The sequence below is a fragment of the Bradyrhizobium sp. Ken01 genome (assembly GCF_055807355.1).
Genome location: NZ_JBVVPC010000017.1, coordinates 60145 through 82578, shown reverse-complemented (window position 1 = coordinate 82578; position 22434 = coordinate 60145). Strand labels below are relative to the sequence as shown.

Genomic DNA, 22434 nt, shown 5'->3' with positions numbered 1-22434 from the left:
CCTCTTGATCTGGGCAGCGCTCCTCGCACTCCTCGTGCTCAGCCTCGTCGCCGCCTATGTTCCCATGGGCCGAATGACGACAGCCAGCGGCATCATCATTGCGGGGGTGAAATCGACCCTCGTGGTCGTGCTCTTCATGGAGCTCGCCTCAGCGAAGCCGCTGGTCCGGATCGCGGCGATCTCGGGGCTTGTTTTCGCGATCGCGATGTTCGCATTGACCTTCGCTGATGTTCTCGCACGCATCTAACGCACGGAGCAAAGCTCTCTGATGCAGCCACCTTCGAACGCAAGCTTCGGAGAGGAGACCTTTCGCTGCGCTCAAAGGCGTGACTGCACCAGTTCGCTCGTGAAGCCGCGCGCCTCTCTCATGAGGCACACCGCCGGGGACCATTAGGCGGACGTTGGTGGCTCACGAGTTCTGAAACTCCTTCATATTGAGCCGCAGACCGGCTTTGTTTGCTTGCTCTGCCGTTACGTAAGGTAGGCCATAATAGCTTAGCTTCGGGCTCCACCGCCCCGTTTGGCCCGGGTAAGGAAAGGCATACGTCCCTCCGCCAGCGGATGCCTCGCGGGATATCACAACGGCCGCGAGCTTTCCCCCGCTGTCGAAAACGAGATCGGAGACATAGCCATAGCCTTGGCCTGCCTGCAGCCGCGCATAGTCTCCGATGACTTTGGAGACCGAGAATTCGTGCGGCTCTGCTTGCGCCTGATCAGGGTCAACAAAGAGGCCGTATTCTCGCGACCTCAAATCGGAAAAGTCGGCCACGATAGCTCCTTCATGAAGGGGACGCAGCACCCGGTTGAAGGGAATTCGGGAGATGAACTCCGGCTCATCCTTCGTTCTGAAGCCTTCGACGAGCAAGGCATCAATCTGCCCGTCGTCTGCCAAAGTCACGTTCCGGACGGCTCCCAAATACTCACCTTTCAACGAGAACACAGCGCTCCCAAGCAGTCGCGAAGCACGGTATCCATTGTAGACCGTGCTGGCGAACTGCTCGGACTGCGCCGACTGTTCCGTCGTAGCCTGCGTCGCTGCCTCTGCCCATGCGGGGCCCAACAGAACGGAGGTCGAGATTGTACCTACGACAAATGCAAGGGTGATCCTGCTCTTCAGGCCCATTCAATGCTCCTGCGATCCTTCGTGCCAACGTCATGATTGATCGTATAATCGTTTCCGATGGGCGAAGTTCTGGCCGCCCGTCAAGCGAACGGTCCGCTGCCGTGCCAAGAAAACAGTGCAGCGACCAATCGGGTATCCGGCCCTGCCTTGGGAAACGCACCGCAGATCCACGCCTGCAAATTCAGGCAAGGCTAATACATGCCTCGACCGACGTACTTCAGTCATTGCTCGCGCACCAGAGGCAAGCTTACGATCCCGGCTTGAGAGCCAAGTCAGGTTTCTCCTGACGGCTCTTCACCTTCAGCCCGACTGTGAGGAGACCGGCGCACGCCCCACATCTTGGTGGATAGCCGTTCCAAGGAGACGGGAAATGTTGAGCAACGAACTCGAAAACATCCTGCCAACGCACGGTCCGGCGCCATCTCTCGCGCCGTCACGAGAGCGCGATCAAGCGCCGCACGCGAACCACGCCACGAACGATCTGGTGCGCCGCCTTCCACACTCATCACGCAGCCGGCTAGTCGAACTCTGCGACGAAGTAACGCTGCGACCGAGACAAATGCTGCAGGAACGCAATGTGCTGTTGCAAAATGCATATTTTCTTGAAAATGGCGCGGCCTCGCTGACGGCCAAAGCCGGAGACTGCCTCCCGGTCGAGATACAGACTGTCGGAGCAAAGGATTTCATCGGCATTCCCCTGATCCTTGGCATGCGCGTTTCCCCTCACCGTTGCGTGGTTCAGGTTCCCGGTAGGGCCTTGCGCATCGAGGCAGATGCTTTGATTGAGCTGGTGAGGGGCGATGTCGAGGTCCAGAAGCTGTTGCTGCGGTACGTGCAGGCCACCCTGATCCAAAGCTCGCAGCTCGCTGCATGCAACTCGCGTCACAGCTTGCAGCAACGACTGGCTCGGTGGCTTCTCGTTGCAGAGGATAAATTGTTCTCGCGCGAAATCCCGCTCACGCATCGATGCATTGCACAGGCCCTTGGAGTTCGGCGCGCAGGTATCACGTCGACAATGGGCGAAATGGAAGCGCGAGGCATCATCAAGCAAGGCCGCGCTCAAGTCGAGATTCTGGATCAATCGCAACTCGAGCAATTGTCCTGCAACTGCTCTCGCGTGATTTTATCTGCACATGAGAACTCTCTTAATGCAGCCAATGCTCGACAAGCAAGCAACTCATGATCGATGGCGCGACGAAATGAGGGCGTCGCAATGCGTTTGCCTTGTCCGGTTGCGTACCGAGTTCAGGCCGGCGCAGCGAACGCAGCGTGTCTTACCTCGTTAGTCGTCGCAAGCTGCCCGGGAATCGGATGCGAAGAGCTTTGTGGGTGCAGAAGCCACGCTTTCCTCGGCGGCGGAATGGCCCGATCTGCCCCGCTAAAATCGAAGTAGCGAGCTTTGCGGGATAGCCAGGAGCCAGTCGCCAGCTTGCCGAAGTCCAACGTCTCCAGAGCAACGACTATCTTTGGGCAGTACGGTACCATCGCGCGCGTTGGGCCGCTGGTGTTCGTTCTGCTCACCCCGATGGGCGAGTATGTTTTTCACCTTTCTCCGATCTGGATCTTCGGATCCGGTGTTCTCGCAATAGCTGTTCTCGCTGAATGGATTCGCGTAGCCACCGACCAGCTCTCCCGCCATAGCGGGCCTGCTCTAGGCGGTCTCCTGACCGTCAGTCTTGGAAGCTTGGCCGAGCTCATTCTTGCGCTATTTGTTCTCGCGCGCGGCCATGTCGAGGTGGTCCATGCCCAGATCACCGGGTCCATAGCGGCGACCTGCTTGCTGGGGTTGGGTCTGGCCATCGTCGCCGGCGGGTTCAATCGCGAGCGCCAAAGCTTCACCCAAGCGCGCGCTGGGTTGTTGTCGAGCATGCTCGTTCTGTCGGTGATCGCTCTCATTCTGCCGGCAGTGTTCGACTACACGGGTCGCAGCATCCGTCATGTCAATAACGTGAATGCCTCCGATGAGCTACTTAGCCTGGCTGTGTCCGTGGTGCTGCTAATTCTCTACTCCGGAAATCTTGTCTTCACCCTCGTTACCCACCGGAATGTCTTCGCGACCAATGAGGAGGCTTCGGCTAAATCGGCGTGGTCGGCAACCACATGCTTGATCGTGTTACTGGCGTGCACCGGCGCGGCGGCCCTGCAGAGCGAATTTGTGTCCGGCGCTCTGACGGAAGCGGCCAAATCAACGGGTGTGACACCACTCTTTCTTGGCGTCGTCGTGCTTGCTCTTGTGGGCACCAGCTCGGACATTTTTGCGGCTGTTTGGTTCGCTCGGCGCGACAGGATGGGACTCGTGATGTCGCTCTGCATTGGATCCGCCATTCAGATTGCGCTGGTTGTTGCTCCGCTTCTGGTCATTTTCTCGTGGGTGATCGGGAACCCAATGACCCTTGTCTTCCAGAATCCCGTCGACCTCTTTTCAATCGCCGGCACTGCGTTCATCGTGAATGCCATCACGAGAGACGCTGAGACCACTTGGTTCGAGGGCGTACTGCTCATTGGTGTCTACGTCGTGCTGGCCCTTGCATACTTTTTTTCTTGAAGTGCAAAGCCGAGCCGAGCTCAACAGCGGCAACCGTCGGAGTTCCAAAGCAGTTGCGTGTTGACAGCTCGGAGGCGCCGCCGGCGATCGCCCCGGCGCCTCTCCAAGATCTAAGTGGGACCGCTTCGGAGCAGACCGTCGCGATTGCTGGACTTGCCGAGCGCCCGTCGATCAGCGCTAAAGAATCACCTCCCCCGCAAAGAAGGCGAGGAGCACGAACACCAGAAAAATCGCAACAGCCGCGAAAAACAGCCACTTGGCGATGGTGGATGCACCAGCGGCGATTCCGCTGAACCCGAGCAATCCGGCTACGATCGATATCACAAAGAAGATCAACGCCCACTTCAGCATGCCAAGCTCCTACGGCCCTCTTTACAGTCGAGGTATGCACAAGTCCGGTTCGGAAGCACACCCACTTCGGGGGTGCTCCCTGGGTTGCCTAGCGACAATCGTTCTGGGCATTCGGCGTTCCGATCAGAACGTTTTATGCCCGGCAGAAGGTCGGCGCGCCTGCGTACGCGCTACGTCAGACGCCAAGCCACACCGCTACGGGCCCTGTCGCGGCAATTACGGACCAACGCCATACCAGTCCCGCGGCGAGTCGTGCACAAGCGCATGGCGACACAAGCGATCAACCACATCAGGAATTGGAATCGGCTTTTCAACCACGTACCGCGCAATCGGCTGGGTATGACTTCGCGGCTGGATCCCGTGTAGATCAGGAAGGGGATGCTTCTGTTCAAGAGGAGATCTGCGAATTCGAACGAGGCCCGCCCGTGCAGGTCAACGTCAAGAAGCGCCGCATCGATAGCTGCATTAGCCGCTGCATGGAAAGCAGGGCTTAGCTCTGCAAACGAGCCAATTGGTTGATGACCGCTGCGTCGGATCTCGACCGCGAGATCGTCGGCGATGAAGTATTCGTCTTCGATTATGGCTATTCGCATTGGGACTCCAATGACGTTGCGGCAAGCCCTGCGAGTCTTCGCCTATCGTATGGATGACGCCGCGGTGATCAACCCGGAGCCGGATTGCAGACCGCATAAGTTGGTCCGCTGCCGCACGGGGCCAGTGGTGCTTCGGCCGGAGCCTTGCTGCTGCAGGAAGCAGGTGCTCGCGGCGGGGGTACACATACGTACCAACTGTCTCTGCAACGGCACCGCCGCTCGCGCATTTTCTTCGGGTAATGAAAACCGCGGAGATGAGTCTATGAAAGCAAACAGATGGTACGTTGCCGTCGCCGTATTGGCGCTCGCGATTCCGGTCGGAACTACTGCGCAAGCCGCACCGATGTTGGCCGCGAGCGGGATGACCAAAAATGACGCAAGCCTGGTGGAAGTTCAATGGAGGCATGACCGCCACCATGGTTGGCATCGTCATCACTGGCGTGACGGATACCGGCACCGCTATAGCCGCGGCTGGGGTCCAGCGTTAGGTGGCTTCGTGGCAGGTGCGGCGATTGGAAGCGCCGTCGCCAACAGCCGGGCGCAAGCTGCCGAGAACAACGCCTACTGCTCCCAGCGATACAAGTCGTACGACCCGAGCTCCGGGACTTACATGGGATACGACGGCATACGGCATCCATGTCCCTGACCTAGACCGCGTTCTACCGGCGCCAACCGTTAGGAACGCCTACTACTTTTGAAACTCGAGCAAAGGAAATCTAAACATGAAAGCGACCTCATTCTTGGCGGCGGCAGCTCTTGTCGGCGCATCATCGGTTGCGATGGCGCAAAGCGCTCCGCAAGCTACCGGTCCCGCGGACCATAGCGCAGTGCAGAACTCGAGCCGCAATCAGTCGGCTGACCAACGCGCTGAAAACAGCATGACAAACAAGGGGGGCAACAAGGCAGACGCGGTCCAGTCCGACCCTGGTCAAGCGAGCACTCGGCAACAGATGGTCAACGACCTGCAACAGGCAGGTTTCACCGACGTAAAGGTACGGCCGCAGTCGTTCCTGGTGGAGGCCAGGGATCGATCAGGAAATCCGGTGACAATGTTCGTTGGTCCAAATACGTTCGCCGAGGTGAAAACGGTCGGCGCTAACGCGCAGAAGTCTTCTTCGAATTCAAACTCGTCCAGCAGCAGCGCTAACGCAACTTCGGATCGCCCGGGCGGAGCCTTCACGTCGGTGCCGCCGAAGGACGGCCTGAGCTCGCAGTTGATGGGTCTGCAGGTGTACAACAACGCCAAACAGGACATTGGCACGATCAAGGACGTCGCGCTGAACGAGAACGGCATCGACGGTTATATCCTCTCGGTGGGAGGGTTCTTGGGCCTTGGCGACCACTACGTTGCAGTGCGGCCTTCGGCAATCAATCTGAAGTTCGATCATGCGGCCAACAAGTGGACCGCGACCATGGACACGACGGCCGACCAGTTGAAGTCGGCGCCTGAATTCAAGTACCCCAGCAACGGGTAATCTTCTGAGGTGGAGCGGTTGGGCGGAACCGCTCCACCTCCCGGCTGTTGGTTCCAGGTTGGATGTGGTTATGCGGCTCAGAATATGCTCGCCCGCGCTGAGAAACTGCTGGCTGACCTTGGCGAGACATTCTGGCTGGCGCCTATGGTCATGGTGCTTTGCAGCCTGATCGGCGCCTTCACCCTCGTTCATATTGACCAGAGCAACACGGTCTACCTCTCAGATCTACAGAGTTGGATGTACGACGGCGGCGCGACCGGCGCTCGCACCCTGCTCGGCACCGTAGCCGGCGCGACGATCGGTGTCGCGGGAACCGTGTTCTCGATCACCATTGCCGCGTTGTCTCTCGCTGCAGGTCAGATGGGGCCGCGACTGCTCCGCAATTTCACTCGCGATCGCGGCAATCAACTCACGCTCGGGATGCTGCTCGGCACCTTCTGTTACGCTCTCGTCGTGCTGAGAAGCATCCGGACAGAACCCGAGGGGGGCTTCGTCCCTCATCTATCATTAAGCGTTGGAATTCTGCTCGCATTGGCTTGCGTGGCGACGCTCGTCTACTTCGTCGGTCACGTCGCCGGCCGGATCAACGTTGAAACTGTCGTCGAACTCGTCAGTGAAGACCTCCGCAGCGCTATGCGCCAGCTAACGGTCCAGGATCCGCAGCCGAAGCCTCCGCCGGGCGAGTACTGGATCGGCTCCCTGCCTCTGAAGGACTCGCGGCGCGGTTATCTGCAGCATCTGGACGAAGAGGGCCTGGCCACCTGGGCGGCCAAGCATAGAGCCACCATTCGGCTGTTGATCGGCCCCGGCGACTATGTTTTTCCGGGGGCGACCGTCGCTCTGGTAAATCCTCCCGTCGACGGTGCCGAAGCGGCTATCCGGAATGCGACGGCGCTGGGCGCAACAAGCAGCATCGCTTCCGATCTGCGCTTTGCCGTTCGCCAACTCGTCGAAGTCGCGGTGCGGGCACTTTCGCCCGGCATCAACGATCCACACACCGCGCTCTCGGTCCTGGATCGACTGGGTGCGGCGCTCTGCGATCTCGTACCCCTGCATCTGCCATCAGGAGTGTCGATCAGAGGAAGTCAGCCGGTGCTGGTGGTGCCGCATGTGCAATACGATCAACTGCTCGGGACGATGTTCCATATGATCCGGCAAAGCGCAGGCGCCCAGCCTGCAATATCGATCCGAATGATTGAGGTGATGACACAAGTCGCAAGCTCCGAGCGCGACCCCCCCCGGCTCTCGGCGCTCTCCCACCACGCCGACCTCGTACTTGCAGACGCTCGTCGCCTGATTGCCGCTCGCAGCGACAGGGAGGATGTCGAACGTCGATATCAGCTGTTTACTCTGATGGTCCGGGCAGGTCCGATGGGGCAATTTACCGAACAGGTCTTCCCTCTAGCGGGCGACGATGATCCGCCAAACGCTATCGCTGAGACAGTCGCCTTCCGATCTCAGCGTTGAGTTCGGCGCCGCCAGGACGGAATAGGCAGCGACTCAGAGCCATATCGTCAACACGGCAACTGCGCCGAGCGACCCGCAGGTCTTTATGATAGGCAGCGAACACATACGTTGAGAATGCGATGACCCCGAAACCAAGATAGCGGAGCAGAAACGAATTGCCCATCTCTTCGGGCTGCTGAGGGGCGCTTGAGCTAAACGCCTCCCCCCGCCAACGGCGCTCCGTGGTCCGGAAGCGTACCCGCAAATGCGGGAACCAAAGCGCCGGACGCGCTCTTGGATCTGGAGCAAAGCATCAATCTATGACGAGTAACTGGCATGGCTCAGACGTATCGCGCGGCAGATTGGGCGGCATTCACCCTCGGAGGATTCATGGTTCTGATCGGCCTCGTGCTCGGGGCCGGCGGTGCATGGCTGCTTTGGTTGGGAGGCTCCTTCTATTATCTCCCCAGCGGAATCGTCCTGATCATCTCGGGTCTGCTGTTGGCCCGCCGGCGCGTTGAAGGCGCATGGCTTTACGTTCTTCTCTTCCTGTTCACCCTCGCCTGGGCGTTCTGGGAAGTTGGCGCCAACGGTTGGGCGCTGGTGCCCCGGACTGTCGGACCGGCCATTTTGCTGATCGCCGTCCTGGCGCTCACGCCGAAGCTTCGCCCCATTCGCCACCAGTATGAAGCTGCGGCTACAATCGCTGTCGGGCTTGTACTGCTGGTAGCCACAACTGTGTTGATGACCGGAGCTTTTCGGCCGGCAAGCGCCGCTCCTCGCGCAATGCCATCGCCGACCGTCGCGATGACCGATCCTTCGCCTCTGAAGACAGGCGCAGATTGGCCTGCGTATGGCGGCAGCTACAGTGCGCGCCGCTATTCGCCGCTCGACGAGATCAACTCGACGAACGCCGCCAAGCTCACCAAAGTCTGGACCTTTCACACGGGCGACTTGCCTACCAAGAATACAAAGGGCACATACGGCGCTGAGAACACGCCGCTGAAGGTGGGGGATAACCTCTACGTCTGCACGCCCAAGAACATCGTTATCGCCGTCGACGCCAAGACCGGCAAGCAGATCTGGCGATTTGACCCGCGCGTTCCGGACGAGTTCATTCCGTATACCGCAGCTTGCAGAGGCCTTGCATATTACGAACTCTCCAATGCCGATCAGGGCGCGGCCTGTGCCAGCCGCATCATCGAAGGTACGCTTGACGCACGCCTGATCGCAATCGATGCGAAGACCGGCAAGCGCTGCGAGGCATTCGGACATGACGGACAGGTCGACACTGCGACGGGAGTTGGTCGGCACGATCCCGGCATGTTTGCGATCACGTCGGCGCCGACGATCGTTCGCGGCGTCGTTGTTATCGGGCATGAAGTGCTCGATGGGCAAAAGCGGGACGCGCCCTCGGGTGTGATCCAGGGATACGACGCACAAACCGGCGCATTGCGCTGGGCCTGGGACATGGCCAAGCCGGATGCAAGCGCGCCGCCGGCGGTTGGACAAACCTACACCAGGGGCACGCCCAACATGTGGACGACCGCCTCCGGCGACGAGGAGCTGGGACTCGTCTATCTGCCGCTTGGGGTTTCGGCCGTGGACTACTGGAGCAGCAGCCGCTCGGACCGCGAGAAAGAGTTCGCGACATCGCTGGTCGCGCTAGATGTTACGACCGGCAAGCCCGCCTGGCATTTCCAGACCGTGCACAATGACGTCTGGGACTACGATCTCGGCTCTCAAGCGACGCTGGTCGACTTCCCGACGGACAAAGGCGAGCCGGTGCCGGCGCTGGTGCTGCCGAGCAAGCGCGGTGACATTTTCGTGCTCGACCGCCGCACGGGCAAGCCGCTCGTCGGCGTCGAAGAGCGGCCGGTGCCGCAAGGCGGCGTGGAGCCTGCGCAGCGCGCCAAAACCCAGCCATTCTCGCTTTACCACACCCTGCGAAAGGCCGATCTCACCGAGCAGGACATGTGGGGCATGTCGCCCATCGACCAAATGGTCTGCCGTATCCAGTTTCGTCAGGCGAGCTACAAGGGCATCTTCACGCCCCCCATGGCCAGCCCGCACTGGATTGAATATCCAGGCTATAATGGCGGCTCCGATTGGGGCGGCATCGCCATCGATCCCGTACGCGACATCATCGTTGCCAATTACAACGACATGCCGAACTATAATCGGCTGGTGCCGCGCGACGAGGCCAATCGTCTCGGTTGGGCGCCGCGGGACCAGGCGCGCGGCGAAATCGGCGGGCAGGAAGGCGCGGGCGATCCACAGCTCGGTTCCCCCTATGCGATCAACGTCAATGCCGGCTGGCGGCTGCCCGGCACCGGATTGTTGTGCAAGCAGCCGCCCTATGGCGGAATTCGCGCCATCGATCTGAAGACCGGCAAGACGCTCTGGGATCGTCCGTTGGGTGAAGCCCGGACGAACGGCCCGTTCGGGATCCCGTCGATGCTGCCGATCAGAATCGGGACGCCAAATAATGGCGGTGCCGTCGTGACCGCCGGCGGCCTGATCTTCATCGCAGCGACGACCGACAATCTGATCCGTGCTATCGATATCAAGACTGGAAAAACCATCTGGAAGGACGTGCTTCCTGCCGGCGGCCAAGCCACGCCGATCACCTATGAGGCCGGCGGCCGCCAGTATCTCGTCATCATGGCCGGCGGTCATCATTTCATGGAGACGCCGATCGGCGATTCTTTGGTGGCTTACGCTTTGCCGGCAAAATAGATGTCATCGAGACGCCGACCGGTGTGCCTTCAACTCGCTGATCCGAGAAGGTCTCATCAACTCGCCAGCATCGCAATAAAAACAGCGTCTGGCGATCTGGCCATTCGGATATTCCCGTCGCCCTTTCCTGAGCGGCTATTTGGAGGCGGGCTTGATGCGAACTCCCTGACCGGATTTCTCGCCCGGAAAAATGAATTCTATGCCTGCTTTCTCCCAGATCTGATGGCCTTCAGGGCATTCCTTCGGCGCAGATCTTTGGAGGAGAGGTCGTCCTCGGCCTCCAATTTCGAGATCGTCCGCTGGCTGAGCCCTACCAAATTGGCTGCTCCTGCCTGATCGAGACCGAGCAGTCCCCTGCTGCACGGATCAGCGCCGACGTCAGCATCTCCTCCTGGTCCAACTCCGCCACCGAATCGCTCCTCAGGGTGCGATTAAGGTTAACACGGCTGGATGGCGCATTTTCTCGGCGTGCTGATCGCGAGCTTCGAACATCGCGAAAACCTGGTCGTCTCCATGATCTCCGGTCGCAAGAGGGCTGCCGACTAGGCAGCCTTCTTCGGACTCGACCATCAACTTCGTCAAGCAGGAGCATCACCGTGCCCTCCACGTCCCATGTCGAAAAGCACTTCACCGCCACCGAAAGCGTCCGCGACGTGGTGATCGGCATGGCCGACGGTCTGACGGTCCCGTTCGCGCTGGCCGCCGGTCTGTCGGCGGCGGTCGCCAGCATGGACGTCATCGTCACCGCCGGCCTCGCCGAAGTCGTCGCCGGCGCCATCGCGATGGGGCTCGGCGGCTATCTCGCGGCGCGCACGGACGCGGAGCACTATGCGGCCGAGGAACAGCGCGAGCAGCACGAAGTCGAGCACCTGCGCGAACGGGAGATCGAGGAAGTCGAGAGCGTTTTCCGCGAGTACGGACTTCAAGGAGATACGCTGAAGTCCGTGGTCGGCGCGATCGCGTCCGACAGGCAGCGTTGGGTCGATTTCATGATGCGCTTCGAACTGGGCCTAGAGCGTCCCGATCCGAAGCGGGCGCCGATCAGCGCCGTCACCATCGGCGGGTCCTACGTGGTCGGCGGTCTGATTCCGCTGATGCCCTATATGTTCACGAAAGACATCGGAACGGCCCTGCAGATCTCGGTTGCCGCGACAGGCATGGCCCTGCTGTGCTTCGGAGCCGTCAAGGGGCACTTCACCGGCGTCAACAAGCTAAAATCCGCGGCGCAGACGCTGCTGGTCGGCGGCTTGGCCGCAGGAGCGGCGTACTGGCTCGCGCACCTCTTCGGCTAGGCGTCGCATCAGCGCCGGGCCGCGAAAACGCGTGCCTGCCTGCCCGGAATGGTGCCGTAGCGCGCTTGAGATGCACTTGATCAGCGTCAAGCAGTGCTCGCGTGGCCATGGCAAAGAAGGTCACGTCGGCTCTCATGGGCCCCTCGGCGACCAAAGAAAATGAGCACTGAAAAACGGCCGAAGCTGATCCGCTCACTAACGCTGACGCATGCGGTGCTCTATGGGCTGGGCGTCACGATCGGCGCCGGAATCTACGTCTTGGTCGGGGCGGCAGCGGCACGGAGCGGCATGCACGCGCCTCTCGCGTTCCTCGCCGCCGCGGTCGTGATGGGCATGACCGCAGGAACCTTTGCCGAATTGGGCACGCGACTGCCGGTCGCGGCAAGCGAGGCAGCTTACGTCCAGGCAGCCTTTCACCGGAAATGGCTTAGCGGCGCCACAGGACTGCTCGTGGTGGCCGCGGCGACGATCTCAGGCGCCACCATCAGCGTCGGGAGCGCCGGTTACATCGGCGTCTTCGTGCCGCTCCCTGCTGCCTGGATCATCGCCGGCGTCGTGCTCGCGATGGGAGCCATCGCCTGCCTTTCCGCGGTTCAGTCCATCAGCTTCGCGGGGCTGATGACGGTCGTCGAGATCGGAGGGTTGATCCTCATCCTCGCCGCCGGCCTGTTCAATGGCGGCGCGCTCGTCTCGCGTCTGCCTGAACTTTGGCCTTCGCTGCATGACCCGGGGGCCTGGTCCGGCATCGCGCGAACTTCGCTGCTCGCAGTGTTTGCGTTCATCGGCTTCGAACACCTGGTGAACATCTCCGAGGAAATGAAGAATCCTCTCCGGACGTTGCCTTGGGCGCTCCTCATCACGCTCGGCGTCACCGCGCTTCTCTACGCAGCCGTCGTGTGGATCGCGGTCGTCGCCGTGCCGCCGATCGAGCTCGCGCGCTCCTCCGCTCCGCTCGCCCTGGTATTTCAGCGGCTGACGGGTCTTCCTCTGCAGGTCTTGGGCGCCATCGCGATCGTCGCGACGATCAACGGCATCATCGTTCATATGATCATGATAGGACGCGTGCTGTATGGGCTGGCCGACCAGGGTAGCCTTCCCGAACTTCTTGGGAAAGTGAACGCCAGAAGCCGCACGCCCATCGTGGCGACCCTCTTCGGGGTTGGAGCCATCCTGATCCTTGCGCTGGGCATTCCGCTGACGGGCTTGGCCGAGTGGACTTCGCGCCTGACGCTCGGAATCTTTGCCTTGGTCAATCTGGCGCTGCTTCGGATCAAGGCAGCCGAATTGACTCGTCCTGCCGGCGTATTCTTCGTTCCGATGTGGGTGCCGGTCGCGGGCCTGTTCACGACGGTTTCCCTGCTCCTCGTCGATCTCCTCGGATAGCGAGAAACGGCACCGAACCGCGGGCGTTATTGGCACGGCCAAACCGACCGGAGGACCCTAGCATGACCACCCTTCGCTTGCGCTACGGGAGGACCGCAAAAATCCTGCACTGGACGATCGTCGGTCTCCTGGCCGTGCAGTATCCGATCGGCTGGTTGATGCCGGACGTCCACCGCGGCCAGAGACCGGGGGCTCCGATGACCTTCCACGTCTCTATCGGCATCGTAATCCTTGCGCTTATCGTTGTGCGTTTCGTCTGGCGATTGACACATCCGGTTGCGCCGGAAACCTCGCTTGTGGCGTGGCAGCGCCTGAGCTCGGAGGTCGTGCACTGGATGCTCTACATTTCGGTGCTGGCGACGACCCTCACCGGCTGGCTGTTCGCATCTTACCGCGGTTGGTCGCTGAAGTTATTCTACCTCGTTCCGCTGCCGATGCTCGCGTCCGACAACGCGGCCGCCGGAAAGGCTATCGACGGGCTGCACCAGGCGGCGGAGTGGTCCTTGCTTGCGCTGATAGGGATCCACCTGGCTGCCGCGCTGGCGCACATCTTCGTTTACCGCGACCGCGTGATGCAACGGATGCTCCCCGGGTGAGATGGAGCGGCTCGCGAGGAAGGCGTGCGGGGACGACGATGCGGGTCCTTAGGGGCGGCTCGATCTGGACCGCGGGCGTGCCCGCAGTGTTCCGGGTTAGGAACAAATTGCCGTTTTTTCCTGTTGTTCCTTGCCGGCCTGACTGCCGGCGTTCGGAAGGAGGAAGATATGAAGCTCAGGCCGTTTGCTGCCGCAGGTCTCGTTTTAGCTTCCGTCGCTCCGGCCCTAGCGGCCAACGAATTCTACATCGCTCAGGATATGAAGACGAAGAAGTGCACGATCCTCGACAAGAAGCCGACGGAGACCTCCATGATCGTCGTCAGCCGATCTGGTACCATCTACAAGACACGCGCGGAAGCGGAGACCGGCATGGAGACGGTCAAGGTCTGTTCATCCAACTGATGGACAATCGCCCGGAGGCGTCCACCTTCGCCCCACCCGGGCGCCGAACCGGCTCGCCCCCATGCTGGATCGCAGTCTGACCGATAGTGACTATCGACCACCGGCTCCCGTGCCGCCGCCGAGGCGGCTCGGGCTGATCGAGATCATCCAGACCCTGAGAAGGAACCCTCTCGAATGCTGGAGCGCCGAGTTTTTCCGTGAACCGATTGCGAAGGTCAAACTGCCCTTTGCCCGGGCATTTCTGGTTCACGACCCGGCCGCGATCAAGCGCGTTCTTCTCGACAACGCGGACAACTACCGCAAGGACCCAATCCAGCGCCGCATCCTATCCTCCGGTCTCGCCGACGGCCTATTGAGCGTGGAAGGAAGCCGCTGGGAGATGCAGCGCCGGACTTTGGCACCGCTATTCGCAAAGCGGACCGTCGCCTCCTTCAGCGAGGCGATACTGACCGCGGCGGACGAGCTCGCGGGCAAATGGAGCCGCCTCGGCTGCGGTACCGTGGTCGACGCTGCCGCCGAGATGACGTTGCTCACGCTCAAGGTACTGGCCCTGACCATCTTCTCCGATGGGATCGGCGGAGACTTTGAAGAATTTCGTCTGGCCATGAACGCCTATTTCGGGGTCATCGGACGCATCGGCGCGCTCGATCTATTCGGCGTTCCGGAATTCGTGCCGCGCCCAGGGCGGGCGAGGCTGCGCCGGACGATGAGCTACTTCGAGCGCGTAATCGACGAGATCATCGAAGCGCGGCGCCGTCGACTTGCCTGCTCGGCCGGCAAGGACGATCCGAACGACATCCTGACACTGCTGCTCCGCACGCTCGATCCTTCGACGGGACAGCCGATGAGCCGCGCCGAGGTGAGGTCGAACATCCTCACGTTCCTCTCCGCCGGCCATGAGACGACGGCCAATTCGCTGGCGTGGTCGATTTTTCTGCTCTCGCAGGCGCCTGCGTGGCGGGCTCGCGTTCGAGAGGAAGCGGAGCGCGAACTGAGCGGCCCGACGGCCGGGCTGCCCGATCGGCTGCCGGTGACGCTGGCGGTCGTGGAAGAGGCCCTGCGGCTCTATCCCCCCATCGCCGCGCTCAGCCGAATGTCCGAACGGCCGGACAATCTGGGATCTCATGAGATCGACGCCCGGTCCCTGATCGTTATCGCACCCTACGTGCTGCATCGGCACGAGCGCCTGTGGGACCGGCCGGATATGTTCGACCCGTCGCGCTTCTTGCCGCCGGCAAGAAGCGAAGTGCCTCGTTTCGCCTACCTGCCCTTCGGCGCAGGTCCCCGGACCTGCATCGGATCATCCTTTGCGCTGCAGGAGGCGACGATCGTGTTGGCGGTGCTGATGCGACGCTTCGATCTGGACCTTCTGCCGGGCACCAAAGTCTGGCCACTGCAGGGGATTACGTTACGGCCAACGAACGCCCTACCTATGCGCCTCCGGAAGTGTCCGTGAGGTAGAGCGTACTCCAAGAGTGCCCGCCAGTATTCTGCCGGGAGGTCGTCCAGCCGGTCCTACGGCCGGCACTGGCGAGGTTTTCTGGCCGATAGCGGGTGAGGAGTCGAGTTTCTGCATCTGCTGCGTGCTGGGAAGCGCCTCATTCGGCGCCAAGCGAGCGCAGCCAGGCCAAGCTCGAGATTGCCCGCTCCGCCAGGTGCTGCAAGGCTTCGACGCGCTCGGCATCGCCGGAGCGCTCGGCACCTTCGAGATAGGCGTCCGCCAACGCCTCGGCGATCGTCGGCGCGTCCCGCTGCTCGAGCGTCTCCGGAAAGCTTCCGAAATCGCCGACCTCGTCGGCCATCCGCATGGTCGTTTCGCGGAGTTCGCGCGTGCGCACCGCAGCCGCCCCTTCCAGACGCTGTTCGAGGGCCGCAAGATGCGTTGCGACGCAAAGCTCAAGCCGTCGGGCCTCGATCCGCGCGGCCGGACGGCCGCCCCTGGGAAGTGGGCGTCGCCGATCCGGAGGTCGCGAGCCGCATCGCCACGATCGTTCCGATCGTCGACCGGGCGGTGTCGACCTCGGGAAGCTACGGGTTCCGGTTCGATGCCGAAGGCCGCTTCAACCATCTGTTCGATCCGGCGACGGGAGGCAGCGCTCATCGTTATCAAAGCGTGACGACCGTCGCTCGAAGCGCCACTGCAGCCGATGCGCTCTCGACCGCGTTCAGCCTGATGCCGGAACAGCGAATCCGTTCGCTGTTGCCATACGTCGATGTCGAACGCGTCCATCTCATGGATGCGGCGGGCAAGTCATCCGAAATCACCGCTTGATCGATCGACTTCAATCCTAAGGAAAAGGAGACCTTGATGAACCGGACAGCACTTGTAGCCTTGTTTCTCGCAGCGGGTCTCGGCCAAGCCGGCGCCCAGGATGCCGCTGCGGGCGAGAAGGTCTTTGCCGTCTGCAAGGCCTGTCACCAGGTCGGCGACACGGCCAAGAACGTCGTCGGCCCGGTCCTCAACGGGCTGATCGGACGGAAGGCGGGATCGGTCGAGGGCTACAACTACTCGGAGGCCAACAAGAAGTCCGGCATCACCTGGGACGAGGCGACCTTCTCCGAGTACATCAGGACCCGAAAGCCAAGATCCCCGGCACCAAGATGGCGTTCGCCGGCATCAAGGACGAGCAGAAGATCAAGGATCTGATCGCCTACCTGCACACGTTCGACAAGGCGCCCGTCAAGCTGACGCAGTGAGCACTCCTGCCCAACAAAGGATGCGGCATATGAGCGAAAATTGGCTACCGTCATTGAAGTCCGATACACCCCAGGCCGGCTTCGAGCTGGCCGTAAAGCTCTCACGAATGGCGGTGAAGATCACGCAGCCATCGGACGAAGTCCGTACGCGCCTGCGAGCGGCTTATGAGCAGGATTCGGAGCAACTGATCGCAACATCCCACGTGGTGGCCGTCCACTTTCAGACGGTCGCCGCCGCCAATAATTGGTGGCTCTGATGAGACGCGGCCGTCCCGCCTGCTCGGGAGCTGCCCGCAGCGCACACCGGAACGCCTGCCCGCGTTCGCGGTTCATCCAGAGCCGGCACGAACAGGTGAAGCGATGAGAGGTCTCAGTACCGGTCAAATCGTCCTGCTGGTCGTCCTGGGCGCCGTATTGATCCTCACAGGCGTCTGGGCCGTCTCCGTGTGGACTGCGAGCAGCGGCGTCGAGATGGGGAAGCACGGGTGGATCGCGCTGGGGCTAGGCACCTTCTTCTCGCTTCTCGTCGGGTGCGGGCTCATGGCCTTAATGTTCTTCAGTAGCCGCTCAGGTCATGACGACGCCGCCGATCCGTTCCGGCACCGGGAGCGCCGCGACCCGTAGTAGCCGTTGCCGCCGGGGGCCGCTCGTGTCTCGGGCCCACCGGCGCCTTCAGCGGACTATTTGCCCACGTGAGAGCGGCCGGGTCGTGCAGCGGATCGTCTTCGCAGCGCGAACAGACGTAGCGATCGCGACCGCACGCATATGGAGCCGCAGAGGCTGGGGCTGCAACGTTGCGGGCAGCCGGAGGAAGGGATCCGGAGCTTTGAACGTGCCATGCGAATGAGCCCGGCGGACCCGCAACAGTTCACAGCGTCAACCGGTATGGGCTTTGCCCTTATTGAGCTTCGTCGCTTTGACGAGGCCATCGTTGCAGGGAAGAGAGCCCAGCGCCAGAACTCTTCCTAACCAGGACCTACCGCTGCCTCGCATCCGCTTTCGCACATCTCCGATGGGACGCTGAACCCGTGAGGCGGCAGCTGGTGTGCTTGACTTGAACCCCACCTTCACAACGTCGGCGTGGGTCGCTCGGAGTCGGCTATCAACCGATGCGCAGCTGATGATTGAGGGTTTTCGCAAAGCCGGGTTGCCCGAGTAGTTCTCCAATGTCCACGGCGTGAGCGACGAGCGGCACTCTTGTGCGGCGCATGAACTCATCATTGTTCGAATACCGCGATCGCGGCCGCAATCATGATCTGGCCAAACATGGACATCTCTCCTTCCGGCGACGGCTCGCGCCGCTTCTCGATTTCTTCTCCCAGCGGTCAAAGCGTGTTCTGAACACCCTCGTTATGTTCCCTGCATGCGTCAGACCGCAGCCGCCACATCGGACCTGGTTGCGACCGCCGGCGCGGTCGCCATCTCGCGCAATTTGTGTTTGAGTATCTTCCCGGTGGAGGCCGATGGCAGAGCCTCGAGCAGGATCACCTCGGTCGGACGCTTGTACGATGCGAGCTGTTGAGCCGCGTACGACTTCAGGTCCTCGGCGCTAACGCGTGCGCCGGGAAGGAGCTGCACGAACGCGACGACCTCCTCGTTGCCGTCGACCGACCGTCCAACGACGGCCGATTGCACCACCTTGTCGTGCGAGTTCAGCACAGCTTCCACCTCGGCGGGGTAAACGTTGAAGCCGGAGCGGATTATCAGTTCCTTGGTGCGCCCGGCGATATACAGATGCGCCTCGCGGTTGACCCGGGCGAGGTCCCCCGTGTTGAACCATCCCTGGTCGTCGATCGCCGCCGCCGTCAATTCCGGAGCGCGATAGTAGCCGAGCATTACATTGGGGCCCCGGACGTGCAATTCGCCGACCTCACCGGTCGCGACTTTGTTGCCTTGCATGTCCACGATCCGGTGCTCGATACCGGGAAGAAAGGGGCCAACTGACTCGTCTGCGACAGGATGCTCTGAACGGACGCCCGACAAGCCCGGCGAGCATTCGGTGATGCCGTAATTGTTCAAGAGCGGGATTCCAAACTCGTCCTCGATCCGCTTTTTGAGATCGAGGTCGAGGGGAGCGCCGGCGACAGACATGAGCCGCAACCTGCCCCGATCGAGCCGTTGGATACCCTTGACAGCCTTGTATTCGAGCAAACGCTGATATGTGGCGGGCACGCCGAACAGGCTCGTAATACCCTCTTCGGCTATGGCATGTGCCAGCGCAGCCGGATCGGCCTTGGCTACGACGTGCAGGGTGCTGCCATGCATCAGCGTTGCAATCAGCAGAATCGAATAGCCGACGATGTGAGACATTGGCAGCACACCATAGATGCGGTCGGCCGGATCGTTCTTGCGCAGCAGCCCCGAAACTCTTCCGGTGAAAAGGAGGTTGCGGTGGCTCAACATGACCCCCTTCGGGGCACCGGTCGTGCCCGATGTGTAAAGAAGACCCGCAACCTGCCGCGCCCCATCTCTCTCGACGGGCTCCGGTTCCGCATCGGCATTAAGAGGACCGATGCCAATTCCGCCAAACGGCCCCACGGCGCTGATCTTGGCTCCGATGCGGCCGGCGTGATCGGCGGCTTCCTTCGAGAGCGCCGCGTTGAACATCACGCGCCTAGCGCCGCTATGCGTCCCGATCTGGTCGATCTCCCGGGCCGAGAGGCGGGGATTCACCGCGATGCCCCATGCATCGAGCTTGCTGGCCGCAAAGAGCATCGCGCCCAGAGCCACGCTGTTCTCGCTCGCAATCATCACGCGATCGCCGGGCCTGATCCCGAGATCGGCGAGATCCTTCGCCGCGGCGTTCACGGCATCGGAGAACTGCCGGTAAGTCCACGAACGCCCCCCTTCCACGAACGCCGGATGATCCGGAATATCCCGGACGAAGGGCGCGTAGACCTCGTGTACCCTGGACGGTAATCCATCCAGCAACTCGGCCGCAGTGATATCGTCCACGCTCCTCATGCCGTCCTCCCTGGTACTGTGTTTTTGTGCGCGCAGAGCGCTCCCCTTCGAACGGGAGGGTTCGCACTGTCACTTCATCTGCCGATCAGTAAATAGTTCTAAAATAGAACTGTCAACACGAATGGCGGTGCGGTGACCTCAAAAGCCGGCAAATTTGATGCAATCGCATAATTCCTATTTGGAATTGCAGGCAGAGTGTCCGTGCAAACGCAGCTGTGGTGATCAGCGCTCGCTGGAGTCTGCTGATCCTGGTTCAACGCTTGCGCTACCGCTCAGGTTTGAGAAGCTTCTGTCGGGATTGGCATGCGTTCGCCGGGTTGAGAGTTCGCGCACCCAGAGTCACCATTTCTCGACCCACGGCCGGAGGACGACTTCGAATGCCCAGGTCGACCGATGCTGCCGATGAAGCTGCAGATAGGTTTTCGCGATATGATCGGGGTCTGCCATATTGTCTTCGATAGTTGTTCCCGCCAGCCGGTGCGCGCGGGTACCGTCCTGCTGGGTCCAGCCGATCGCGGCGTCGATCGGCACGTTCGCGATGTGGATACCCTGCGGCATCAATTCTCTTGCCATGCTTTGCGCGAGTCCGGACTTGGCATGACATGCCATTGCAAACGCCCCACTTGACGGGAAGCCCTTGAGCGCCGCGCTGGCGTTCGTGAAGATGATCGTTCCTCTCGCGCCATTGGCGTCGGGTTGATTCCCCAGCATGAGGCGAGCTGCCTGTTGCCCTACTAAGAACGCGCTGAACGCCGAGTTTCGAAGAGTTTCGAGCACCATGACCGGGTCGGCTTCGATCACGTTCTTGCGGAAAATGCCGGGAACCCGGCCGTCGATGTTGTGCACGACAAGCCTTGGCATTCCGATCTCTTGAACGACATTCTCGAACAGCCGTGCCACGGCTGCCGGTTCGCTTGCATCGCAGGCGTACCGACGCACACCATACGTTTTCTCGAGACTTTCAAGCACCGCCTTTTCGGGATTCCTGGCTGCAACGCCGACATGCATACCGCTTTCCGCGAACAGCCTGGCGCAACTCGAGCTGATACCCGGGCCGCCGCCGATAATGAGAGCAACCTCCTGGGCGAAAGTCTGGGTGTCGCGGTTGAATTGAGTCATGTTGCTGCCTCCAATGCGTTTGGTGACCTATTGCTTCACTGCAATGACGACGTTGCCCTTCGCGCCCGGCATCGCAAATTTACTCAGCGGGTGTCACCTGTAACTGGGAGAACGTTTCTCAATGAAAGCTCGGACGGCTTCGGCGTGTTGCGTAGTCGCTGCCGCAAGTACCATCCTCTCGGCCTCCTGATCCAATGACGTCAGGAAGTCAGCCGACAGCGCAAGATCGAGATTGTCCTTGATAGAGGCAAACGCGCTCCCCGGACCGTTCGCCAACATCCTTGCCACTGCAAATGCTTCCTGTTGCAGTTCAGAATCGGACACCACGCGATTTACCAGTCCCAGTGCCTCACAACGGCGTGCATCGAGCCGTTCGGACAAATACATGAGTTCGCGAGCACGCGACGTTCCGGCCAGCCGGGTCAATAGCCACGAAATGCCGTAATCGCCGGTCAGCGCAATCTTGGCGTACCCAGTCGTCATGATGGCGGATTCGGCTGCAATACGAATGTCACAGGCGAGCGCGATGGCAAGTCCGGCGCCAGCCGCCGCTCCCGGCAAGGCCGCGATGGTGGGCTTGCGCACCGAGACAAGTACGCCGGTGAGGGTTCGCTGGCGATCCCTTAATCGCTCGACCTTCTCACTGACTGACATGGCCGGTGGTGCAGTGTTGCTGCCCATCCCCTTGACGTCGCCGCCCGAACAGAAGGCGGTACCCGCGCCGGTAATCAGCAATGCTCCGACGTCCGGATCATCACCGCTGCGCTTGATTATCCGACGCAACGCCGGCGTGAGATGATCGGACAGCGAATTTCGTGCCGCCGGTCGGTTCAAAGTGATCACGGCGACGCGGTCCCGAATCACACACAGCAGTTCGTCCGTTCCGGTATCTATTGAGATTGATTCATCCGCCATGTCATGTCCTTTCAAGTTTCGCGCAGAGCTCTCCGAATGACAAAGCGCGCACTACGGGTGATCGTTTTCGCGTCAGCCGGGGATTACCAATTTTCGCGGAATGGCCGCAGCTCAGTAAGAAATGACCAGGCCGATCGGTCCTGACGGTAGAGATGAAATAGTTCTTCGGCGATCGCTTCAGGCCTGATGAAAAATTCATCTGGTTTGTCGCTCATCCGCGCGCGCATACGAGGGGTGTCGATCACGGCGTCGATGAGGACATAAGCGACGTGGACGCCGAGAGGTCCCACCTCACGCGCAATCGATTCAGCAAGAATGCGCTGGGCCGCCTTTGTCGGCGCGAAGCCGGCGAAATTGGCTTTGCCCCGGATCGAAGACGTATTTCCGGTCACCAGGATTGCGCCCTTGCCTCGGTCGATCATGTCAGGAGCCACTTCGCGCGCCAGGTACAACAAGCCCATCACGTTGACCTCGAAATTGCCCTTCAGCATCTTCGGATCGATCTCACGAAAGCCTCCCCAGCCCCCGCCCACCGCGTTGTGGACGAGAACTTCAGCCGCGCCAAAACGCCGCTTTACATCAGCAACTACGGTCCGCACCTGGTTCTCGTCTGAGACGTCGCAGGTCATCGCATGGACATCAGGAAGCTCTTGCGCCAGGTGATTGATGAGCTCCGTTGAACGAGCGAGCGCTATGATACGAAACCCGCCGGCAGAGAAGCGCTTGACGATGGCAGCTCCGGTGCCCGGCCCGACCCCGGTCACGATCGCGATCGGTTTATCGCTCATCTGGAC

Annotated in this window: 23 protein-coding genes and 1 pseudogene; 16 read left to right on the top strand and 8 right to left on the bottom strand. The window is 61.1% G+C overall.

The annotated features are described in order from the left end of the window. Positions 1 to 4: 4 nt before the first annotated feature. A complete protein-coding gene (locus AC0L3S_RS18260) occupies positions 5 to 247 on the top strand; it encodes a cytochrome C oxidase subunit IV family protein (RefSeq protein WP_473280256.1) in 243 nt (80 codons plus the stop codon). Between the two features lie 162 nt (positions 248 to 409). Here the strand turns inward: AC0L3S_RS18260 and AC0L3S_RS18255 are convergent, their stop codons facing one another. Further along, positions 410 to 1123, bottom strand: coding sequence for a PRC-barrel domain-containing protein (locus tag AC0L3S_RS18255; RefSeq protein ID WP_473280254.1), 714 nt, complete (start codon positions 1121 to 1123; stop codon positions 410 to 412). Between the two features lie 370 nt (positions 1124 to 1493). Here AC0L3S_RS18255 and AC0L3S_RS18250 point away from each other — a divergent pair, with 370 nt between their 5' ends. Both AC0L3S_RS18250 and cax read left to right on the top strand, forming a co-directional pair. Continuing rightward, positions 1494 to 2306 carry a Crp/Fnr family transcriptional regulator gene (locus tag AC0L3S_RS18250; protein WP_473280252.1) on the top strand — a complete coding sequence of 271 codons (813 nt, stop codon included), beginning with the start codon at positions 1494 to 1496 and terminating at the stop codon, positions 2304 to 2306. A 246-nt stretch (positions 2307 to 2552) separates the two neighbouring features. After that, positions 2553 to 3668 (top strand): calcium/proton exchanger, encoded by a 1116-nt coding sequence (gene cax, locus AC0L3S_RS18245; protein WP_473280250.1) that lies wholly within the window; start codon positions 2553 to 2555, stop codon positions 3666 to 3668. 177 nt (positions 3669 to 3845) lie between these two features. Here the strand turns inward: cax and AC0L3S_RS18240 are convergent, their stop codons facing one another. Together AC0L3S_RS18240 and AC0L3S_RS18235 are read right to left on the bottom strand one after the other, a co-directional pair. Further along, positions 3846 to 4019 (bottom strand): DUF1328 domain-containing protein, encoded by a 174-nt coding sequence (locus AC0L3S_RS18240; RefSeq protein ID WP_007607434.1) that lies wholly within the window; start codon positions 4017 to 4019, stop codon positions 3846 to 3848. Between the two features lie 170 nt (positions 4020 to 4189). After that, on the bottom strand, positions 4190 to 4612 hold the full coding sequence (locus tag AC0L3S_RS18235) for a response regulator (RefSeq protein ID WP_473280316.1): 423 nt from the start codon (positions 4610 to 4612) through the stop codon (positions 4190 to 4192). Here AC0L3S_RS18235 and AC0L3S_RS18230 point away from each other — a divergent pair. The 9 genes from AC0L3S_RS18230 to AC0L3S_RS18190 all read left to right on the top strand — a co-directional run bounded on the left by AC0L3S_RS18230 (position 4578) and on the right by AC0L3S_RS18190 (position 15401). Then, complete coding sequence (locus AC0L3S_RS18230) at positions 4578 to 5258, top strand: BA14K family protein (RefSeq protein WP_473280248.1); 681 nt, start codon at positions 4578 to 4580, stop codon at positions 5256 to 5258. The genes AC0L3S_RS18235 and AC0L3S_RS18230 overlap by 35 nt on opposite strands. Positions 5259 to 5334: 76 nt before the next feature. Then, positions 5335 to 6087 carry a PRC-barrel domain-containing protein gene (locus AC0L3S_RS18225; protein WP_473280246.1) on the top strand — a complete coding sequence of 251 codons (753 nt, stop codon included), beginning with the start codon at positions 5335 to 5337 and terminating at the stop codon, positions 6085 to 6087. A gap of 84 nt (positions 6088 to 6171) precedes the next feature. Then, a complete protein-coding gene (locus tag AC0L3S_RS18220) occupies positions 6172 to 7554 on the top strand; it encodes a DUF2254 domain-containing protein (RefSeq protein WP_473280244.1) in 1383 nt (460 codons plus the stop codon). A gap of 315 nt (positions 7555 to 7869) precedes the next feature. Continuing rightward, the gene (locus AC0L3S_RS18215) at positions 7870 to 10272 is read left to right on the top strand and encodes a membrane-bound PQQ-dependent dehydrogenase, glucose/quinate/shikimate family (RefSeq protein ID WP_473280242.1); all 2403 of its coding nucleotides are present in this window, start codon (positions 7870 to 7872) and stop codon (positions 10270 to 10272) included. Positions 10273 to 10868: 596 nt separating this feature from the next. Beyond that, complete coding sequence (locus AC0L3S_RS18210) at positions 10869 to 11564, top strand: VIT1/CCC1 transporter family protein (protein ID WP_473280240.1); 696 nt, start codon at positions 10869 to 10871, stop codon at positions 11562 to 11564. A 159-nt stretch (positions 11565 to 11723) separates the two neighbouring features. Next, positions 11724 to 12947, top strand: a complete 1224-nt coding sequence (locus tag AC0L3S_RS18205) for an APC family permease (protein WP_473258620.1) — start codon at positions 11724 to 11726, stop codon at positions 12945 to 12947. A gap of 62 nt (positions 12948 to 13009) precedes the next feature. Next, complete coding sequence (locus AC0L3S_RS18200; protein ID WP_473258622.1) at positions 13010 to 13543, top strand: cytochrome b; 534 nt, start codon at positions 13010 to 13012, stop codon at positions 13541 to 13543. Positions 13544 to 13711: 168 nt separating this feature from the next. Beyond that, the gene (locus AC0L3S_RS18195; protein WP_473258624.1) at positions 13712 to 13945 is read left to right on the top strand and encodes a hypothetical protein; all 234 of its coding nucleotides are present in this window, start codon (positions 13712 to 13714) and stop codon (positions 13943 to 13945) included. Between the two features lie 61 nt (positions 13946 to 14006). Continuing rightward, positions 14007 to 15401: a cytochrome P450 gene (locus tag AC0L3S_RS18190; protein WP_473280238.1), complete on the top strand. Its 1395-nt coding sequence runs from the start codon at positions 14007 to 14009 to the stop codon at positions 15399 to 15401. A 142-nt stretch (positions 15402 to 15543) separates the two neighbouring features. On the opposite strand, the gene AC0L3S_RS18185 is transcribed toward AC0L3S_RS18190, so the two are convergent. Beyond that, on the bottom strand, positions 15544 to 15747 hold the full coding sequence (locus AC0L3S_RS18185; protein WP_473258628.1) for a hypothetical protein: 204 nt from the start codon (positions 15745 to 15747) through the stop codon (positions 15544 to 15546). 80 nt (positions 15748 to 15827) lie between these two features. Here AC0L3S_RS18185 and AC0L3S_RS18180 point away from each other — a divergent pair, with 80 nt between their 5' ends. The 4 genes and pseudogenes from AC0L3S_RS18180 to AC0L3S_RS18165 all read left to right on the top strand — a co-directional run bounded on the left by AC0L3S_RS18180 (position 15828) and on the right by AC0L3S_RS18165 (position 17266). After that, positions 15828 to 16217 carry an FAD:protein FMN transferase gene (locus tag AC0L3S_RS18180; RefSeq protein ID WP_473280236.1) on the top strand — a complete coding sequence of 130 codons (390 nt, stop codon included), beginning with the start codon at positions 15828 to 15830 and terminating at the stop codon, positions 16215 to 16217. Between the two features lie 36 nt (positions 16218 to 16253). Then, positions 16254 to 16642 (top strand): annotated as a pseudogene (locus tag AC0L3S_RS18175) (c-type cytochrome). A 29-nt stretch (positions 16643 to 16671) separates the two neighbouring features. Further along, entirely contained in the window at positions 16672 to 16899 is a 228-nt protein-coding gene (locus AC0L3S_RS18170) for a hexameric tyrosine-coordinated heme protein (RefSeq protein ID WP_473258633.1), read from the top strand. A 103-nt stretch (positions 16900 to 17002) separates the two neighbouring features. Then, entirely contained in the window at positions 17003 to 17266 is a 264-nt protein-coding gene (locus AC0L3S_RS18165; RefSeq protein WP_473258637.1) for a hypothetical protein, read from the top strand. Positions 17267 to 18010: 744 nt separating this feature from the next. Here AC0L3S_RS18165 and AC0L3S_RS18160 read toward each other — a convergent pair. The 4 genes from AC0L3S_RS18160 to AC0L3S_RS18145 form a co-directional block, all read right to left on the bottom strand. Then, entirely contained in the window at positions 18011 to 19606 is a 1596-nt protein-coding gene (locus tag AC0L3S_RS18160; RefSeq protein ID WP_473280234.1) for a class I adenylate-forming enzyme family protein, read from the bottom strand. Positions 19607 to 19945: 339 nt separating this feature from the next. Further along, positions 19946 to 20725: an SDR family oxidoreductase gene (locus AC0L3S_RS18155; RefSeq protein ID WP_473280232.1), complete on the bottom strand. Its 780-nt coding sequence runs from the start codon at positions 20723 to 20725 to the stop codon at positions 19946 to 19948. 93 nt (positions 20726 to 20818) lie between these two features. Then, a complete protein-coding gene (locus tag AC0L3S_RS18150; protein WP_473280230.1) occupies positions 20819 to 21640 on the bottom strand; it encodes an enoyl-CoA hydratase-related protein in 822 nt (273 codons plus the stop codon). Positions 21641 to 21723: 83 nt separating this feature from the next. Then, positions 21724 to 22428, bottom strand: a complete 705-nt coding sequence (locus AC0L3S_RS18145) for an SDR family NAD(P)-dependent oxidoreductase (RefSeq protein ID WP_473280228.1) — start codon at positions 22426 to 22428, stop codon at positions 21724 to 21726. Positions 22429 to 22434: the final 6 nt, after the last annotated feature.